At 58.8% G+C, this 18,096-nt stretch carries 11 protein-coding genes and 1 pseudogene; 3 read left to right on the forward strand and 9 right to left on the reverse strand.

The window, feature by feature from the left end; genetic code table 11:
• Positions 1-10 precede the first annotated feature (10 nt).
• The 5 genes and pseudogenes from ATO6_RS12825 to ATO6_RS25445 all read right to left on the reverse strand — a co-directional run.
• On the reverse strand, positions 11-1,363 hold the full coding sequence (locus ATO6_RS12825; RefSeq protein ID WP_088624406.1) for a multicopper oxidase family protein: 1,353 nt from the start codon (positions 1,361-1,363) through the stop codon (positions 11-13).
• Positions 1,360-2,775: a TolC family protein gene (locus tag ATO6_RS12830; RefSeq protein ID WP_254919141.1), complete on the reverse strand. Its 1,416-nt coding sequence runs from the start codon at positions 2,773-2,775 to the stop codon at positions 1,360-1,362. Before ATO6_RS12830 ends, ATO6_RS12825 begins: the two co-directional genes overlap by 4 nt.
• Complete coding sequence (locus ATO6_RS12835; RefSeq protein WP_088624408.1) at positions 2,772-2,990, reverse strand: hypothetical protein; 219 nt, start codon at positions 2,988-2,990, stop codon at positions 2,772-2,774. The genes ATO6_RS12830 and ATO6_RS12835 overlap by 4 nt, the downstream gene beginning before the upstream one ends.
• 60 nt (positions 2,991-3,050) lie before the next feature.
• Positions 3,051-3,446 (reverse strand): hypothetical protein, encoded by a 396-nt coding sequence (locus ATO6_RS12840; RefSeq protein ID WP_088624409.1) that lies wholly within the window; start codon positions 3,444-3,446, stop codon positions 3,051-3,053.
• Positions 3,447-4,445: 999 nt separating this feature from the next.
• Positions 4,446-4,603 (reverse strand): annotated as a pseudogene (locus ATO6_RS25445) (IS5/IS1182 family transposase); the annotation flags it as partial.
• A gap of 424 nt (positions 4,604-5,027) precedes the next feature.
• Here ATO6_RS25445 and ATO6_RS12855 point away from each other — a divergent pair.
• From ATO6_RS12855 to ATO6_RS12865, 3 genes are read left to right on the forward strand one after another with little or no spacing between them, the layout of a single operon-like run.
• Complete coding sequence (locus tag ATO6_RS12855; RefSeq protein WP_254919142.1) at positions 5,028-7,688, forward strand: TerB N-terminal domain-containing protein; 2,661 nt, start codon at positions 5,028-5,030, stop codon at positions 7,686-7,688.
• Positions 7,666-8,973: an ATP-binding protein gene (locus ATO6_RS12860; protein ID WP_088624412.1), complete on the forward strand. Its 1,308-nt coding sequence runs from the start codon at positions 7,666-7,668 to the stop codon at positions 8,971-8,973. The genes ATO6_RS12855 and ATO6_RS12860 overlap by 23 nt, the downstream gene beginning before the upstream one ends.
• A 5-nt stretch (positions 8,974-8,978) precedes the next feature.
• On the forward strand, positions 8,979-11,162 hold the full coding sequence (locus ATO6_RS12865; RefSeq protein WP_088624413.1) for a DEAD/DEAH box helicase: 2,184 nt from the start codon (positions 8,979-8,981) through the stop codon (positions 11,160-11,162).
• A 372-nt stretch (positions 11,163-11,534) separates the two neighbouring features.
• Here the strand turns inward: ATO6_RS12865 and ATO6_RS12870 are convergent, their stop codons facing one another.
• The 4 genes from ATO6_RS12870 to ATO6_RS12885 all read right to left on the reverse strand — a co-directional run bounded on the left by ATO6_RS12870 (position 11,535) and on the right by ATO6_RS12885 (position 18,094).
• The gene (locus tag ATO6_RS12870) at positions 11,535-13,202 is read right to left on the reverse strand and encodes an ATP-binding protein (protein WP_088624414.1); all 1,668 of its coding nucleotides are present in this window, start codon (positions 13,200-13,202) and stop codon (positions 11,535-11,537) included.
• 8 nt (positions 13,203-13,210) lie between these two features.
• Entirely contained in the window at positions 13,211-14,422 is a 1,212-nt protein-coding gene (locus ATO6_RS12875; protein ID WP_254919143.1) for a DUF4297 family anti-phage-associated protein, read from the reverse strand.
• A 765-nt stretch (positions 14,423-15,187) separates the two neighbouring features.
• A complete protein-coding gene (locus ATO6_RS12880; protein ID WP_254919144.1) occupies positions 15,188-16,330 on the reverse strand; it encodes a hypothetical protein in 1,143 nt (380 codons plus the stop codon).
• Between the two features lie 423 nt (positions 16,331-16,753).
• The gene (locus tag ATO6_RS12885) at positions 16,754-18,094 is read right to left on the reverse strand and encodes an anti-phage deoxyguanosine triphosphatase (protein ID WP_088624417.1); all 1,341 of its coding nucleotides are present in this window, start codon (positions 18,092-18,094) and stop codon (positions 16,754-16,756) included.
• Positions 18,095-18,096: the final 2 nt, after the last annotated feature.

Raw genomic sequence — 18,096 nt, forward strand, 5'->3', positions numbered from 1 at the left:
CAGGGGGAAATCAGCCGCGACGCACATGGTCGCGGGGCGGGATGATGGTTTCGGGACTGGTGTTGCGGGCCTCCTCGGGAAGCTCGCCGGTCCATTCCCAGGCTTCGGTTCCGGGCGGGTTTTCATACCAGCCGGGGTCGGCGTAGTCGCCGGGCGCGATGCCATCGCGGACCTTCACGACAGAGAACATACCGCCCATTTCCAGCGGGCCGTATGGGCCCCAGCCGGTCATCATCGGCACGGTGTTCTCGGGCAGCTCCATCGACATTTCGCCCATGTCGGCCATGCCGGCGGTCCCCATGGGCATGTAGCCGCGCGTCTCCTTCCGGATCATGCCGGTCAGCTTGCGCTTGTCGGCGCCGATGAAGGTGGGCAGGTCGTGCCCCATGGCGTTCATCGTGTGGTGCGACTTGTGGCAGTGGATGGCCCAGTCACCCTCGTGCACCGCGTCGAACTCGTAGGCGCGCATGGCGCCTACGGGGATGTCTATGCTGACCTCGGGCCATCGGGCGCTCTCTGGCACCCATCCGCCGTCGGTGCAGGTGACCTCGAAGTCGTAGCCGTGCATGTGGATCGGATGGTTCGTCATTGTCAGGTTGCCGACCCGCACGCGCACGCGATCCCCCTTGTTCACGACCAGCGGGTCGATGTCGGGAAAGATCCGGCTGTTCCAGGTCCACATGTTGAAGTTGGTCATCTCGGCCACCTTCGGGATGTAGGTGCCCGGGTCGATGTCGTAGGCCGCCAGCAGGAAGGCGAAGTCCCGATCCACCGGCATGAAGGCGGGATCGCGCGGATGCACGATGAACAGGCCCATCATGCCCATGGCCATCTGCACCATCTCGTCAGCATGCGGGTGATACATGAAGGTGCCCGACTTGGTCAGGTCGAACTCGTAGACATAGGTCTTGCCGGGCGGGATCGCGGGATGGCTGAGGCCGCCGACACCGTCCATGCCCGAGGGCAGGATCAGCCCGTGCCAGTGGACCGAGGTATGTTCGGGCAGGCGGTTGGTGACATAGATGCGCACCCGTTCGCCCTCCACCGCCTCGATGGTCGGGCCGGTGGACTGGCCGTTGTAGCCCCAGAGCCGCGCCATCATGCCGTTGGCCATGATCCGTTCGACCGGCTCGGCGACGAGGTGGAATTCCTTCACGTTGCCGTTCATGCGCCAGGGCAGCGACCAGCCGTTCAGCGTGACGACCGGGTTGTAGTCCGGGCCGTTGCCGGGGCGCGGCGGCACCTGCGTGTTCGGGCTGTCGTAACTCGCGGCTTCGGGCAGGTCCCGGAACCGGGTCTGGGCCTGTGCGGCAGACGCCATGGCAAGACCGGCCCCCGCGGTCAGAAGTTGTCTGCGGTTCATTCTGCACCTCCTGTGCTTGAGCCACCCCAGATGGCGGCGGTCATGGCTGCCTCGGCGTGCCAGTAGTCGGCCTTGGCCTCGGCGTAGCTGAGTTCGGCCTCAAGCCCCTCGCGGGCGTCGGTGATCAGTTCGAAGGTCGAGGTGAGCATGCCGTTGTAGGACTTCAGCGCCTCTGCATCGATGATGCGGCGCAGCGGGAGGACCTCGTCACGCCAGTGCCGGGCGATGTTGTATTTGCCGGTGACGGCGGCATGGGCCGACCGCGCCTCGGACCGGGCGTTCACGGCCGCCTGCGCCAGTTCGTTCGCCGCGCGCATGTAGACCAGTTCCCCCCGGCGGCTGGTCAGTTTGCCTGTGTCATAAAGCGGGATCTCGAAACTGGCCTCGAGAACGCGCGAGGTCTCCGTCTCCCGTCCCGTGGGCGTGTCGGATCGCTCGACTTCGGCGCCTGCGGTGATCTCGATAGCCGAGAGCATCCGCGTCTGACCCGCCAGCCGGTATTCCTGCGCGATGGCCTCCAGCTCCAGCCGCCCGATGGCGAGGTCGGTGCGGTGCTCCAGCGCCAGCCTTTCAACATCCGACCGGCCCGGTCGACGACCGGGCAGCCCTGGCAGGCGATCCGGCACATAGAAGTCGATATCCGAGCCCCAGAGGCCCATGAGGCGGGTCAGTTTCTCCTTCGCCAGCTGCGCTTCCAGCCGGGCATCGGCCCGTTCGGCGGCAAGCTCCGCGGTGAACACATGCTCCCGCGCCTGATCGCCGCGGTTCATCGCGCCGGTGCGTCCCAGTTCGGCGGCCAGTTCCGACGCCGCATCGGCCGTGCCCTGCGCCCGTCCGATCAGCGAAGCCGCCTCGAAGGCCGCAACCGCGTCGATCCAGGCCTGCCGCGTCTCGGTCGCCAGCGCGATGGTCGCGCCCAGGGCGGCGAACTGCGCCTGCTGGAACTTCGTCTGAGCGATGGCGCGGCGGGGCTTCACCGTCGCCGCGTCGAGGATCGCGCCCGTCACGACCGCCTCAAGCGAGCGGGCCAGCCCGACCTCTCCGATCCCGGAGATCGTCACGCCGAAGGACGGCACGGGGCCCATGGCCACCTCCCAGAGGTCCGCCGCCGAGAGGCCCAGATCGGCATAGGCGGCCTGAAGGCCGCGGTTGTTCATCAGCGCCACCTGGACGGCCGTGTCGGGCCCGATGGTCTTGCGATGCACCAGAGCGCGGGCACGCGCTTCGTTCGCGGCCACTTCGGCGGCCGACTGCGCCCAGACGCCCGTCGCGCCGGTGGCCCGTTTCGTCCCGCTGGAAACCAGCGAGAACCCCGCGCCGGGGGCCGAAGCCTGGCCGACCAGCCCGGCATCCGCACAGGCCGCAAGGGCCAGCGGCAAAAGCGCGACGCTCATCCTGACAGCCCGCCTCATGATGACCCTCCCGGCGCCTGCGCGTCGTTCAGCTTGCGCCAGTCGCCCGGCGCCTCGATAGAGCGCGAGGTGTGCGTGACGGCGGGTCCGGGCGGGGCCATGTGCGCTGTTGACGGATCGGCGGCCCGCGTAAGCGGGGTGGCCAATGGGGGCTCGAAAGGCTGCGAACAGCCTGCGAGCGCCAGCGGCACGGCGGCCGCCAAGAGGATCTTCATGATTGGTCTCCGGAAGGGATCGGCAGGACAGGCGCCGGAAAGCGCCCTACGACGGCTCGATCACGCCTTCGGAGGTCGTCGCAGCCCGTTCGGGTGCGTCAGTTCGGTCAGGTCGGACGACGACAGATCATGCGGCGCGCCTGAGGCAACCTGGCCGTCGCCGAGCATCACGGGCATCACCGTCAACTCGGCCACGCAGGCATGGTCGCAACACATTGGCGCCGAGTCCGTCGGCGCCTCATCCGAAGCTTCGACCACCTGATGCATGCCGTGGTCCGCTCCATGGTGGCCATGGTCCATCACGGCAGTCGCGGACCGGTGCGCGGCATGCTGCATGGTGCCGCCCGCCTGCTGTTCGCACAGCATGGCACCGGACATGGCCATGACGGCGACCGGGGCGGCCACCACCATCAGCCCGGTCAGCGCCAGGAAGAGTGCGAGCAGGTATTTCGTCATTGTGATCGGATCATCATGCAGCGCGGGCGTCGTGGCAAGTCACAAGACATTCAGCTTCGCACGTTTCGAGCCCTTGGCCTGCTCCCCTTGGAGTTCGCTATTATGGGGTCGCCCGGTTCAGGGTTTGGTCCTCTGCCGACCATTGGTGATCTTCCCATGGCGTGAGCCCTGAGGTGCCGCCGGTTTCCGAGGCCACTGCCCTGTTCAGGCTCTGCAGCCTCAATTCGAAGCCAACGGGCGACGGCATGCCGTTGTTCGTGTGCTCCCGTTTCGGGGTGTCCAACATCTCGATGTATTCGGACACATCCCGTCTTGGATCGCCCCTTGTCCTTCCTCTTCTTGATCAGATCGCATGTTTGCGGTCCTGTTTCCGACCCCTCGGCTTGCCCTGAAGCGATCAGACCCGGTTGTATCCGGACCAACGTGTCATCACTCCACTTCTTGGCGTCCTCGATGACCTGAGACCCGACTGTCCCTATCTTGATAATCGTGGAAAGCTTGGCGTCACTTCGATCTGGGCGGAAGTCGTGCGAGTGAGGTAAGTCGAGGCGCAGCCGGATTCGGGTGGTCAGGCGGACCGTGGTGCCGATCTGGCTCGGACAAGACGGATGGATCGGATGCTGCTACCCAGTAGCGGGTGATCTTCGAAAACCCCCGGAGACAGAAGGAAACATCCGGGAAAAGCAAGGAATCCTGATTGGCGGACACAAAACGGAATGTTGTCTAGGTAGATGAAAATAAAAGTAAATAATGCTGCGCGCCTGTCCGTAGCCCCCATGATGGATTGGACGGATTGATCCAGAATACATTCATATAATCAATACAGTAAGCGGTGATCTTGTGTACCAAGTACCAAATTTTTCGCGGATGCCTTTTGTGAAGATCGCGGCGACGACATGTTAGGGCTAGTCCAAGTTTGGCCTGCTGCACCTTCAAGGCCGCCGCGGCATTGTTGCGGAACGATGGCTTGAGGCGTGATGGCCCCTTTATCGGTCTTTGTCAGGCGGTGCAGACGATCACGGCGGTGCCGAGGGCCGAGAAACGGTTCATCAGTGCAGCACGCATCTTGATCTCGGCGGATTGGCAGCCGGGGTTTCTAGCGGCAAAGCGTTTTCGAAGGATTTCAGGCAACGCATCTTTGGCTCGATACGCCTCCGTCCAGTCTAAGTCCGCCATCTTCAACGGGCTGGCCACTATCTCAGTCGCTTGCCGGGGCGGCAGCTTGAGCAGGACCTTGGTGGTCAAACGAACTGGATCGCCGCATCCGAGGGCAATGCAGGGCGATCGGGCTCCCATCTGCGGCGGGAGGGCAGTCTGAGGTTGATGTGCAGCTTCAGTGGCGCTGGTGCCAGTCAACGCGCGAGATGAATGCGTTATCCCCAATGCCACCCACTCCCTCAGTGATCATCTCCGTGGTGGCGAGTTCAGATCAGGGGGGCGCTGAAGGCCCCAAGTGCTTGGGGCATGACCGCTGTCACCTCATTGGGCAGTGGACGCTGGCCGGAAAACTGTTCAGGCTCCGCTTTAATGATTGAAATGATGTTCGTGTAAAATAGTGTGACTGAAGGGGGAGGGGCGATAGTGTCTTCATTACTCAAGTTTTTCCGAATTACATTCTTTCTTTTTGTCTACTTCATCTTTTGCATGATCGTGGTGGTCACAGTCCTCCAGGGGTGGCCGGTGGGTGGCCAAATGTTGTTTGCATTTGGTGCTCCTATCATTTTGGTCTGGTGGCAAGAAAAGCGGAGATCGCGGAAAGTCGCTGCAAAAGCGCAAGCCGTGGGAAGTTCCGAAACCCGACCACTCGGACCTGAGCTGGCAGCCCAACCAAGTGCCTACGACAAACGTATCGAGCGTGAGCGCGAACGAACTCGCGAAGCCATTGCGTCCCAAGCACCGGCTGCCATTCGAGCCTACTCCCCACCTACGCAGGACAACGCCGCAATCGCCCGTGCGGGACGGTCTTCCATGCCAGACTCATTGACCGCGGCCGAACGAGCGCAGCCTTCGCAAGCGACAGAGGCGGCCACCAAGGCCTACGTTCATCCGAAGCAGGACTACGCCGCGATCGTCCGTGCCGGAAAGTCCGCGGCGCCAGCTCTAGCTGCAGCGGCTGAAAGAAAGCAACCAGCGCCAGCTACCCTGTCTTGGAGATCACCAAAAATCGGGTGGATCCGATCTGACGAAACGACGAGCGTCGCGGGCCGCAACATCGGCGGGATGGTTTACGTCGGAACCCCTCCTTCGCTGAACACCAACGGCTATCGTTCAAAGTGCCGAGGCTATATCGATCCCGCTTTGCCAGTGGCAAAGCGGGGCACGGACGTTGCTGGAAGCGGGCTGCCGTATTGGCCGAACTACTCGGAAATCTCGCCGGACTGCAGGGCGACCTATCTCGATTGGCTTGCCGGCGGTCGAAAAGATGCATGGTTTGATGCAGGATACATGTTCCTGTATTTTTACGGGTTGGAGCGTCGTTTCTTCGTCGATCAGTCCCAGGATGACGCTAAGGATATCGTCCAGGAAGTTCGAAGGTTGCAGTCGCTGTACCCCGATAGTCACTCCGTCCGGCGCTACCTGGGGGAGTTCCTCGACATCGCGACTCTTGTCGAAATCGACTTCGATGCGATCGAGCCCATTTTTGAGAAGCAGGGCTGGGAACTCCCGTTTTCACTGAAGTACGCAATCGGGGCTCGGATTTACAAGGGCGAAAACTTGACTGCCGAATGGTTGTTGAGTTGGTTCATTTGTCACCCTGAAACATATCTGAGAACTCCGGCGACGCGATGCCGGGATGAGTTCATCGCTCTTTTCCGTATCCGGTTTGACCAGCGGTTTCCTGACGGGCTCAAGGTTGCCAAACCCCGGAAAACGCTCAAGGTATCCTATAGGGCTGCTTCCAGCGAGTTTGAGGGCTCAGCAAACCCAACTGTTGAAGGAAAGCCGGTGCCGGATATTTCTGGCCTGCGTAAGCCGGTCGAGATCGCACAAGAATTGGCCGATGAGGCTATGAACGATCTCGACAAGCTCAGTCGCTTCCTGGGCCGAAACCCTGACGGTCGCGGAAGCGTGGAAGCGCATGCATTGCTGCCTTCTGAACTGTGGGATGCCTTCCCATCCGAGGAAATGGACCGCTTGAAATCTTGGGCAAGCACTATCGTCGATCGGGGGGGATTGGTGCCGCTTGAGGAGGTGATCGGACGTCTGGAGGGAGAAACGAGCGAGAAGATCGGGAAACGGCAGATGACAGGAGCGGCCGACGCGCTCGCCCGTCTCGGTTTCGGTCTGGCGCCCGACCCTCGGTTTGCGCTCCGGTCGCCCAAGGCGGAGGAGCCTGTGGTACTGTTCAGCCTGGGCGAACCGATCGAAAGACTGGAGGAAGTTTCCGACAGCTATCGAAGCGCCCTGATTGAATTGGCACTTGGGTCGTTCGTTGCTCATGCGGATGGTCGCATCGCGGAGCCTGAGCGCAAGGCGCTGGAGGATCAGGTCTCCGCCGCGGACCTAAGCGATCAGGAAGGCCGCAGGCTGCGCGCAAACCTTGAATGGTTCCTGGCCGTGCCACCGGACATGACGCTCTTGCGCCGCAAACTGAAGGAAGTGGGCCAAGACAGCCAGGCCGCTATGCGGGCAGCGTTGGTTGGTGCAGCACATGCCGATGGCATTATTCACTCCGACGAAGTTGCAAGCATCGAGAAAATCTACAAGGCTTTGGGTCTAGATCCTGCGCTTGCCTACTCAGACCTGCATGCTGGCGAAGTTGCGGATGGTCCTCGCACTGTTCGTGCCTCGAAACCGGGTCGTCCGGGCGAAGCGATACCCGATCTTGTGAAAGCCAGCGGACCCAAGCTCGACGCTTCGCGGATCGCAGCAATCCGTTCGGACACCGAGCGCGTGTCGTCCGTCCTCGGTCAGATTTTCGATGTCGAAGAGGAAGAAAGCGGTGCCTCCACGCCTGACTACGAATGCCTGGTGGCAGGGCTTGACCCGAAACACGGCGCCCTTGTCCTCGAAGTACTTACTCGCGAGCATTGGTCTGAGACCGAGTTCGAGAAGATCTGCGCCTCGCATGGTTTGATGGTATCCGGGGCTTTGGAAGTCGTGAATGAATGGGCTTTTGAGACCTACGATGAAGCGCTTCTCGACGAGTATGATGGATATGACGTGTCTCCTGAGATTGCGGAGGCGGTAAAAGAAAAGATGAGTGCGGAGGGCAGGGATGTCGAAGTTGAAACCACGTGAACGCGATGCAATCGTGCAGGCGCTTCGGGCAGGGGTCGTGCCCAAGCTCGGCCTGCGTCACATCCAAGTCGGCCGCGTCCGCGAGATTGAAGAGCTCGTCAAGGACATGGACCGGATATCCGATGGCGGATCGGCGATCCGGTTCATCATCGGAGAATACGGATCGGGAAAGACGTTCTTCATGAATCTGATCCGTCTTGTCGCGCTTGAAAAGGGTCTGGTGGTGATGTTCGCGGACCTGGCGCCCGACCGGCGCATTCACGCGACCGGTGGTCAAGCTCGAGGCCTCTATGCAGAGATGGCCCGAAACCTGTCGACACGGACAAAGCCAGATGGCGGGGCCTTGGCCAGCGTGGTGGAGCGTTTCGTCAGCCAAGCACACCGCGATGCTGAGGAACGCGATGCGCCCACGGGGTCTGTCATTCGTGAACGCCTTGGTCACTTCGAAGAGCTCACCGGGGGGTTTGAATTCGCAGAGGTGATCCGGCGATATTGGGAAGGCCATGAGACCGGCGACGACGAGTTGAAATCCGCTGCCTTGAGATGGCTGCGTGGTGAATTCGCCACACGCACCGACGCGCGCAAGGCGCTTGGAGTGCGAACGATCATCGACGATGCCAGTGTCTATGACCATCTGAAGCTGATGTCGGCATTCGTGTGTGAAGCCGGTTACAAAGGCTTGCTCGTCGGCCTCGACGAGATGGTGAACCTCTACAAGCTGACCTCGTCGCAGGCTCGCAATGCAAACTACGAACAGATCCTCCGGATCCTGAATGATGTGCTGCAGGGCAGTGCCGAGAACCTCGGATTTCTCATGGGCGGCACACCGGAATTCCTGATGAACACCCGTCGAGGGCTTTACAGCTACGAGGCCCTCCAGTCGCGTTTGGCCGAGAACACCTTCGCGCGAGACGGGTTGGTTGACCTTTCAGGACCTGTTGTCCGGCTGGCCAGCCTGACCCCTGAGGACCTCTTCGTTCTTCTGGCCAATGTCCGGCGGATCATGCAGGACGACGCCGGTGCTCTGCCAGACGATGCGCTCGAGGCCTTCATGGCGCATTGCTCGGACCGGATCGGTGAAGCTTACTTCCGCACCCCGCGCAATACGGTGACGGCCTTCGTGAACCTGCTTTCCGTGCTCGAGCAAAACCCCGGTGTCGAGTGGAGCGACCTAATCGAAAAGATCGAGGTATACGAAGACCGCGGCGAAGACATGACCGAGGTCGACGAGTCGACTGGTGCCCAAGACCCCGGTGATGATGACCTGATCAGCTTCAAGCTCTGACGCCGATGAGCAGTGCGTTCGACAAGCTGGCGAGGCCTGTGCAGAAATGGATACGCCAGCAAGGATGGCGCGAGCTTCGCGACATCCAGGCGCGATCCATCCGGACGATCTGCGAGACCGATGCCGATTTGATCGTTGCGGCTTCCACGGCGGGCGGAAAGACCGAGGCGGCGTTCCTGCCGTTGATTTCACAGGTGCTTGACGAGCCGTTCGGCGGCATCGGCTTCGACCTGCTTTATATCGGTCCGCTGAAAGCCTTGATCACGGACCAGGCCATGCGGCTGGAGGGCATCTGCCAGGAAGCAGAGCTGCCGGTTGTTCCATGGCACGGGGATGTTTCTCAATCGATCAAGACGCGCGCGCTGAAATCTCCAAAAGGGATCCTGCTGATAACTCCAGAGTCCCTTGAGGCACTGTTCATTCGTCGCGGTTTGGAAATTAGCCGCCTGTTTGGGGCCACGCGCGCGGTCGTTATCGATGAGTTGCACACGGTTCTAGATAGCGAACGCGGTGTCCAGCTCCGTTCGTTGCTCACAAGGCTCGAGCTCACGATAAAGCGCCCACTCCGTCGGATAGGTCTGTCAGCTACGCTGGGCGACATGGACCTCGCCAAGGCCTATCTTCGCCCTGACGCTGCAAACGCTGTCCAGCTCATAGAAGCAGATGGCGGCGAGGCTGAATTGAGGCTCCAGCTTCGCGGCTACGTATCAGGCGATGAGGATGAAAACAGCCCATCCGCAACGGATGCCATCGCAGCCCATCTGTTCAAGCACCTTCGAGGCAGCGACAACCTCGTCTTCGCTGGGGCGAGGCAACGAGTCGAGATCTATGCAGATCGGCTGCGGGAACTCTGCGAGAGGGAACATCTGCCGCAGGAATTCTATCCTCACCACGCTAGCCTCTCCCGCGAACACCGAGACTTCGTGGAACGCCGCTTAAAGGACGCCGCAAAGCCGACAACTGCCGTCTGCACGTCGACGCTCGAGCTTGGAATCGACATCGGTGATGTGACCTGCGTGGCCCAAATCGGCGCGCCATTCAGCGTCGCCGCGTTGCGACAACGTCTCGGCCGGTCCGGCCGACGCGAGGGACAACCAGCCGTCTTGCGGCAGTATGCCGTCGAGACTCAGTTGACGCCAGAAAGCAGCTTCGTTGATCGTCTTCGCCTTGGTTTGATCCGGTCTATCGCGATGATAGACCTGTTACTTGAGGGGTGGTGCGAACCGCCAAGACCGCAGGCGCTTCATCTTTCGACGCTCGTCCATCAGATACTGTCTGTCATTGCACAACGCGGAGGTGCTTCTGCCAGTGTGGTCTACAGAATCCTGTGTCGCGAGGGCCCCTTCCGCAAGGTCACAACCGAAGTTTTCGCGGATGTGTTGCGTTCGATCGGTCATACCGAAACCGGTTTGATCGAACAGTCCGGAAGCGGACTGCTACTCTTGGGACCTGCAGGCGAAAAGCTGGTCGAACATTACAGCTTCTACGCAGTGTTTCAGACGCCTGAGGAATTCCGCTTGGTCGCAGACGGGAGGGATCTTGGCACCCTGCCGATTGACAATGTTCTTGCCCCAGGGATGCTTCTGATTTTCTCTGGGCGGCGGTGGGTGGTTCAGGAAATCCATGACCGCGAGAAGGTGATCGTGGTCAAACCCGCGAAGGCGGGCGTGCCTCCTGTCTTTGGCGGTGATCCTGGTGACATTCATGACAAGGTGATTGATCGAATGTTCGCAGTGCTCGAAGGAGGCACCCAACCGGCATACATGGACGCGGTTTCTCTAGAGATGCTAGACGAAGCGCGTGCACATTATGACCAACTTGGGTTTCGAGCCACAAATATCCAGGCTCTCAGCGAGCGTACATCGATCATCGCAACGCGAGTGGGGACGGTTAAGACGTCAACCCTGGCGCTCGCACTTAGAAGTGAGGGATTTTCAGTCGAGCAGCATGACGGGTTTCTGCTGGTGGAGGTCGGCGATGAAACACCTGATCTTCGAGCACTCCTGGCCGATATTCGATCCGGCGAACCTGTCGATTTGTTCGCGGGAGCAGGAAACCTGATGTCGGAGAAGTTTCATCCATATCTGTCTAGCGCGCTTCTAGTTCTGGACGCGGAATCCTCAAGGTTGTCGGTGCAGGCGCTTCCGGATGTGGTCGCAGCTATTGTTCGAAAAGGATCCTTAAATTGAACGCTACGTCCGCCCCACATCTGCTGTCTTCACTAGTAAGGCCCTATCTGCCCCAAGGATTTGACGCAAAGGGCGGACAGCTGCCGTTCGCTGCGACCTGAACGAACGGCGGCTCTGGTGCTGAAGCGGATATGCAGTTCGGGCGGCTCCGCTGCCACAGCGACCGACAGTCCCGGACCTAACCGCCGATTGATCTCCTCATGAGCAACGTCCGCTTTGCGCCCAATCTCAGTCCTTCTAGCGTCCGGTGCTCTTCTCCTAAGACCTGTCGCCTAAGGCCGATGTCAGGCGCGTTCCAACATCACTGGCCAAGCTGCAAAATAGTTCGCAGAACGGTCGACAATGACTTTCCGGCTGCTCCCCATCGCCTGACTAGCGGCGCAACCACTCGTCGCGGATCTTGTCGATCGCAAGATCCTTCCACTCTTGCTGCCAGAGGTCCCAGTAAGGAATATCAGTCGATGCTGGAGCCACCGTGCATTTCTCGATTTGGACTACAGACGGTAGGGCGACAGCCTCTCCGACGAGCAGCGCTTCGCCCTGCTTAAACCCGGGCATCTTGTCGATAAGCGTTCCCAGCGAGTCTGGCAGCAACTTGCGAACGTAGCCTTGGTCGACCGGATTGGTCAGGCGCATTGCGATGAAATTGTTGCATTGTGAAAAGATCGTCTCCGAAATCTCTGAGGGCCTCTGACTCGCTAGGAGCAGGGTGACACCATATTTACGACCCTCCTTGGCAATGCGCTCGATCGACATTTTCGACGCTCGGAACTTTGAAAGTTCGCTAGTCGGCACGTATTTGTGCGCTTCCTCGTAAACAAGGAGGATCGGTGCATCGTTGTTGATCTCTTCCTTCGGATTGGCGGCACAACGCAGCCGCTTATAGAAATAGCCATGCTCGAAAATCAGCCGCGAAATCAGGGAGACCGTGATGCTCAGGACCTCGAACGGGACGCCGCTCAGATCGATGACCGTAACGTTGTTATGCTTGTCAGCGCTATAGCCGAGAATGGATCGGAGCGTTTCCTCAAAAGAGATCGATTTAGAATTCTCGCCAAGGAAGAAGTCGAGGCGCCGATCATTAATCTTGTTCTCGAGACGATTCACAAAGTTGGTCAGCCGCCCATGAAGGCTACCCTGCGTGAGTTTCGGTTGTCCGGCCTTCGCCTTGTTACTAGCAGCATACACCTCGCCGGTGTCGACCATCTCGGTGTTGAGATGGTTGGCATGATCCAAAACGTAGCGAATGTCGAACGGGAGCGGGGTGTCCAGATGGATCCGGTTCCTTTCGTCGTCATTTCCCGTAAACTCAGCCTTACGGCTTTGGATCACGGCATCCTTGAACACGTTGCGCTGATTGTGGTCATTCGCCTCGGTGTCGAGAAAGAACTCTTCCAACTCCTCGCCGCTCAGCATCCAGTAGGGGAGAACCAAGCTGGTGCTGTCGATGAAGTTCGCCTCCGGAAAAGCCGCACGATATTCCGAATGGATATCGAATATGATCACGTGAGAGTTGTTGAGCGTATAGTCGCCCTTGGCGCCAACCGCCTTCTGAATGATCTTCGCGACGGTGTGCGACTTGCCAGAGCCCGTAGAACCGACCACTGCGATATGCTTGTTGAAGAATTTATTCCCGTCGACAGGAACCTCGACCTCATTGTTCGTCGCGAGGTTCGAAAAGCAGAAGCGATCCTTCACGGCTAGCGAACTTCCATAAATCAGTCGGATATCGTCGATTGTCGCCGGTTGGACTGTCTTTGGTGGGATGGCGAGGGCGTCGCCCCCGCGCTCAAACTTCTGATCGCGCAGAACGCCGAGCGGGAAGGCCTCGATCACGTAGTCTTGGCTGCCGTCATCGCGCGCCTGAATCTGGAAATTCTCAATGATAGCGACCAGAACCGCGTTCTCATTGTCGGCGATCTTCAAGTAAGATCCGACGCGGAGAGACTCTTCAGCGATTCTGAAATTCTCGAGGTCATCGACAACAATCTTGACCTTGTTTGGAAAGACCGCGACTACTTCCGCTTTTACATCACTCATGTCATCTCCTAAATTATCTTATTGATATCTTCGTATTTTGGAACCTGGAACCGGGTATGGTTGATGGCGACATCACCAAAGTCTTCAACCGGCTCACTGCTATAGAATTCGTATATCTCGCGTGAGCGACGGAATGACAGAAAGGTCTGCCGCGCCTCTGTTAGATTGCAGAATAGCCTCAGTGCCGGGCCGGCAACGGACGCGCGGCGGGAGATAGACCCGGCGTCGAACTGGGCCCCCTTGAAATCGTAGCCATCGACGAAGCGAACGTCTTCGTTGTGTAGCTCCTGTTTTAGACCGACAAGTTCGCTTTCGCCGATACCGACGAGCAGAACGTAAGGCGAGAAGGGCTTCGCGTCGCGCTTGGACAGCTTGGAATATTTCCGGGATATGGTCTTCAGAAGCATTTTAACCGTGCTTCGGCTATAGCTTCTACCAGCCAGATGGATGATGAAAAGCCGTTCCACAGGGGAGACGTTGACGCCACTTGCGAAGAACTCTTTGCGCAACTCAAGATAGTATTTATCCATACCGAGCTTAGCGATAAACCACTCATCAAAGAGATACGATGATGTGTCTATTCGCTTTACAAAGGCTTTTCTTGTTATGACCCGCCGAGCCTCCTCCGATTCGGTGGCCAGTTCTTTGATAACTCGCAGGGCGCTGTTATAATAAAAGAACTCAGCCACGAACGGCGAGCACTCAAATTCTTCTGCCAGACTCTCGATGATACTCCGAAACTGATCGTCGAATTTCGCCGCGTTCACGTCGATGGATAGAAGTTTCAAGAAGCCTTCAAGCTCGGCGTCACTGAGACCCAGCTCTTCATGCTTTCTGATCGTTTTCCCCTTCGATGTAGTGGTGAGAAAATTCGACTTGAGGAATCCGATATCGAAAGGGAGCGCGAGCTTGTTCTGCCCAGACGCAAAATGCCCGCTAAGCTGATACTGGATCTCTGGCCGACCGGCGGTGAGGCCCGATTTGTAGTGTTCGAGCATGAAAAGGATCGCGGGCTTGATAACAGAATGGTTGTACTCGGATTTCTCATAATATTTACACTGGACGGCGGTTGTTTCCGTGGCCGTTTGGACGTCAATGTCCTCGATGCATTCGATCGCCACAGAGTCATTATCTCCGGTTAGCGCGAGGATGCTGAGTATAGAGCGGTCGAACTGATAGAAATAGCCAGTAATCGTGGAAACCGCGCTCCGATCGGTCATCATTACCCCCTGTGGAGATCCGCGGCGCGGACGTCACGTCTGCCCTTGTTCGCCATAGAAATACTCATTTTCGATCATTCCTTCTTTTCTACGCTCGCATATCGGAGATTCATGACATCATGGTCGCAACACGATCCGATTTCCAGCGGCATGTCTGAAAGTGCGCCTCGGCAGGTTGGCCAGGGAGCGGAAATCCATGGTCACTGATGTAAGCGACTGGCTCTGGTGATCAGATGTCGGGAATGACGGCCATCTCAATCGGGGGACCGCCAAGCGAACAGACAGAAGACGACCCCAAAACGGTCGTTGGTCGGTGCTACCGCGAAAGGCAATTCCCCGCCCTCGGTGTCAGCGCTCGGTCGCATGCAGCGCTTAACACGAATGTCTTGAGCGGGGCTGAGACCGGTCATCCGTTGCTCCTGGCTCGAATGTCTCTTGAGGGCCGAGGCTGCATGGAAGCTCTTATTTCCCGAATTCGTGAAGAATGGTTTCCTTGCTGGCCTGCCTGTGGCGGCCCGCATTGGAACAAACTTACACAGGTGCGCCTGTCCAAGAATATCGTTCCGGGGCAGGCAATGTTCGATCGAGTTTCCACACAGCCTCGGCCGAGAGCGAACATCCCGAGTTGGTCGACCGCGATGATGAGATCCAGTTCTGAGGAACGGGTCTCCCCTCAGACCCAGCGGAGAAACCCGCCAGACTGAAGGCGTTTCGCGCCTGCCGGTGCCCGGCGAGTTGGTTGTCGAAGCCGCGCAGGCTAAGGAGCTATCGGTTTCCACCCCTTTCTTCCACGATGCCTTTACTGCGGTAGGCATCAAGCATCATGCGCGTATATTCGGCCGTGCTCCGGGTCATAGTGCCCAAACCTGGCCATGCGAACAACGGATCCGACCAAGTAACTTCCAACTCAATTTCGATCCCAAGCAGTGCGGCCACTTTGATCGCAGCGGTCGGCTCTTTGTCCTCGGGCCAGTAGTGATCCTCGAGGGAAACAATCACCTCGAGATCGTCATCAACCCAGATCTCGGCCAGACTCGCTCCCATTCGCTCGCTGGCACTCGCGGCATCCTCGAACAGGGCTGATCGGATCAGATGGGTCACCTGGTTCTTGTTGAGATCAAGCCTAGGCCGCGGATCAACAACTGACACGATGGGTTCAATCTCTTGCTCTTCGGCGCGGGATTGGACTGGCGCTGGCTTTTCATCGTTCCGTCCCAGCCAGAAGGCTTCTGGAAAGATGTTGATCGGTGAAGCGCCGCAGCCGGGGCAGTGCCATTGGTTTCCAGCGATCTGTGGACCGGTGATCTCTGCGTCGCAGTGAAGGCAGTACCAGAGGTTTGATTTCTCCATCTCCAAGAACGGATGGCGGACCGTTCCCTCTGCATCCGGTTTTGTGGCGCGCCGTGGCCAATCAGAAAATCGTCGTGCCTTGACGCTCTTCATCAACTCCTTGGCAATTCCGATCGCCTCTGCAAGCAGCACTCGATCATTTATCGGGCTGTTCTGGGCGTGGCTGATGTCGATCTCGACATTCGGGGCCGCCGAGGGGTTTTCTGGCAGCACTATTCGCCAGCCCTCACCTTCCATATAAACGTCGCCGAGCATTGTCTTCAACTCGTATGGATGCCCCCTTACATCTCCCCGAGTAATTGCATTGGGCCCTCCGAATACATGGTCAAAGGCCGCGCCTTCGTAGGAAGTAATGCGTTCCACAAACGCCTTGATTGAGGCGACTTGTGCTTCGGATGGGGTCCACTCTCTATTGGCGCTTCCTGTCAATGCGTTCCAATGAGGAAAGCCCAAACGATTGGCAACAAAGTCGAGTGCCACATGTTGCGGTTGCCCCATCGCTCTGGCGCAACGCTTTGCCAAGAGCTTCAATGTTTTAAGCTTGTCGTTCTCTGTCATGATCCATGTCCAAGCTGGATCCGACTAGGTGCCCGCTGCTAATCAGACCCGCCGATGGCATGAAGTCTGCTGTTCGAAGTCAAGGTCGCTGCAAAGCTTCGCATGGCGGGCACACCGGCCTGCGAGAAAGGCCGAGATCAACATCTGCCATTTTCGAGCGCAGGTCAACACCGATGAATTACAGGCGTGGGAGTCCAACAACTAAGCATCGTTTGCCAGAAAGGGTACCAGTTTGACCGGTTTCACGGCGACGGGTTGAGGCCTGGGAGAGTGGTTCCCGGCGCCTGTCTCGGGAGATACCCAGATGATGTCCCGGCAACTTGTGTAGCTCCCCGCGGGCCTCGCGCTTTTAAGCAGGCCATCGCGCTTGAACTTCGACGCGGCCGCTAGAGCGGTTGAGCATCGCCCTAGGGACAGTGCTCACTAAAGCTTGTCGAACACTGAGCCCATCCTCGGCTCGAACAGCCTTTCATAGGTCTTGAGCAGATAGGTGTCGGTCATACCAGCCACGAAATCGCTGATGTGCCGGAGGTCGCCATCTGCTGCTTCGAATTTCGCTTGCGCATCGCGCGGGAGCAAACGTTCTGGATCTGATTGCATTGCCTCAAAGACCGAGACAACCATGGATTGCCCCTTGAATTCGAGATGTTGCACGCCCGGACTGCGAATAACCACCTGCATTACGAGCTCTTTTAGGGCCTTGAGGAAGCGGGCCTGACCTTCTGGAATCTCGACGCGCCAGCGGAGCAAGGGGTCTTGGAATTCGGGACATTCGATGAAACGGACGGGTGTAATCAGATGATTGACCCACCGGCTGATCCAGCGCTTGCGCGTGTTGCTGTCGCCAAACAGCCCGTCGACCATGGCCTCGTATGGGGCGTTGCTCTCGGTGGGGCCCTTCAGCCGCCTTTCTTCGACAAAGATTTTGCAGGATTCCTCGGGAACGAGGTCGCGGAACTGGCGCTCTGTGACGAGCCGAAGTGCAATGGCATCCTCCAAATCATGGACCCCGTAGGCGATATCGTCCGCGAGATCCATGATGCTGCAATCGAGAGACTTGTGGAGAGTGCGGGCATGCTTGCCTTCGCGCTTTTCGATCGACGTGAAGGCATCCCGATCGGCATTGCCGAGCGGCTCGAGAATCCAGTCGACGACGTCGGTTTCGCTGTCGAGATATCCCTTTGGCGGAGTCGAGGCTTTCAAGTCGATGGTTTGCAGAACCGAAGGGCCCTCCTGCAACCGCGGGCGCAATTCGGGGTTGCGCAACCTTGAGAGTGCAACAGGGTATTTCAAGACGCCAAGCATGGAACGACGTGACAGGTTGGCCCCCGCAGCGGCTGAGAAGTTTTCGAGCCGTGCCAGGAGACGCAGGGTCTGGCCGTTGCCCTCGAACCCTTCCGCATCGCGCATGCAGTAGTTCAGTGCGACTTCACCGCCATGGCCGAATGGTGGGTGGCCCAGGTCGTGGGAGCAGGCGATCGCATGGATTTGGCTGCGGTCCGGGAGACTTGCCGTTGCCGAGTGATCGGGGAAACTGCGCGCGAGCTGGACTGCGAGCCCTCCCGCGATCTGAGCAACTTCCAAGGAATGCGTCAGGCGCGTGCGATAGAAATCACTGTCGCCGAGATTCAGGATCTGGGTCTTGCCCTGCAATCTTCTGAATGATGCCGAATGGATCACCCGGCCATAGTCGACATCCCCGATATTCCGGGCGTCTTCCTTCTGCGGGTTCCAGGCCTCTCGGCGAGCATTCCAAGTACTCAAAT

The organism is Oceanicola sp. 22II-s10i, from assembly GCF_002210105.1.
Lineage (GTDB): Bacteria > Pseudomonadota > Alphaproteobacteria > Rhodobacterales > Rhodobacteraceae > Pseudooceanicola.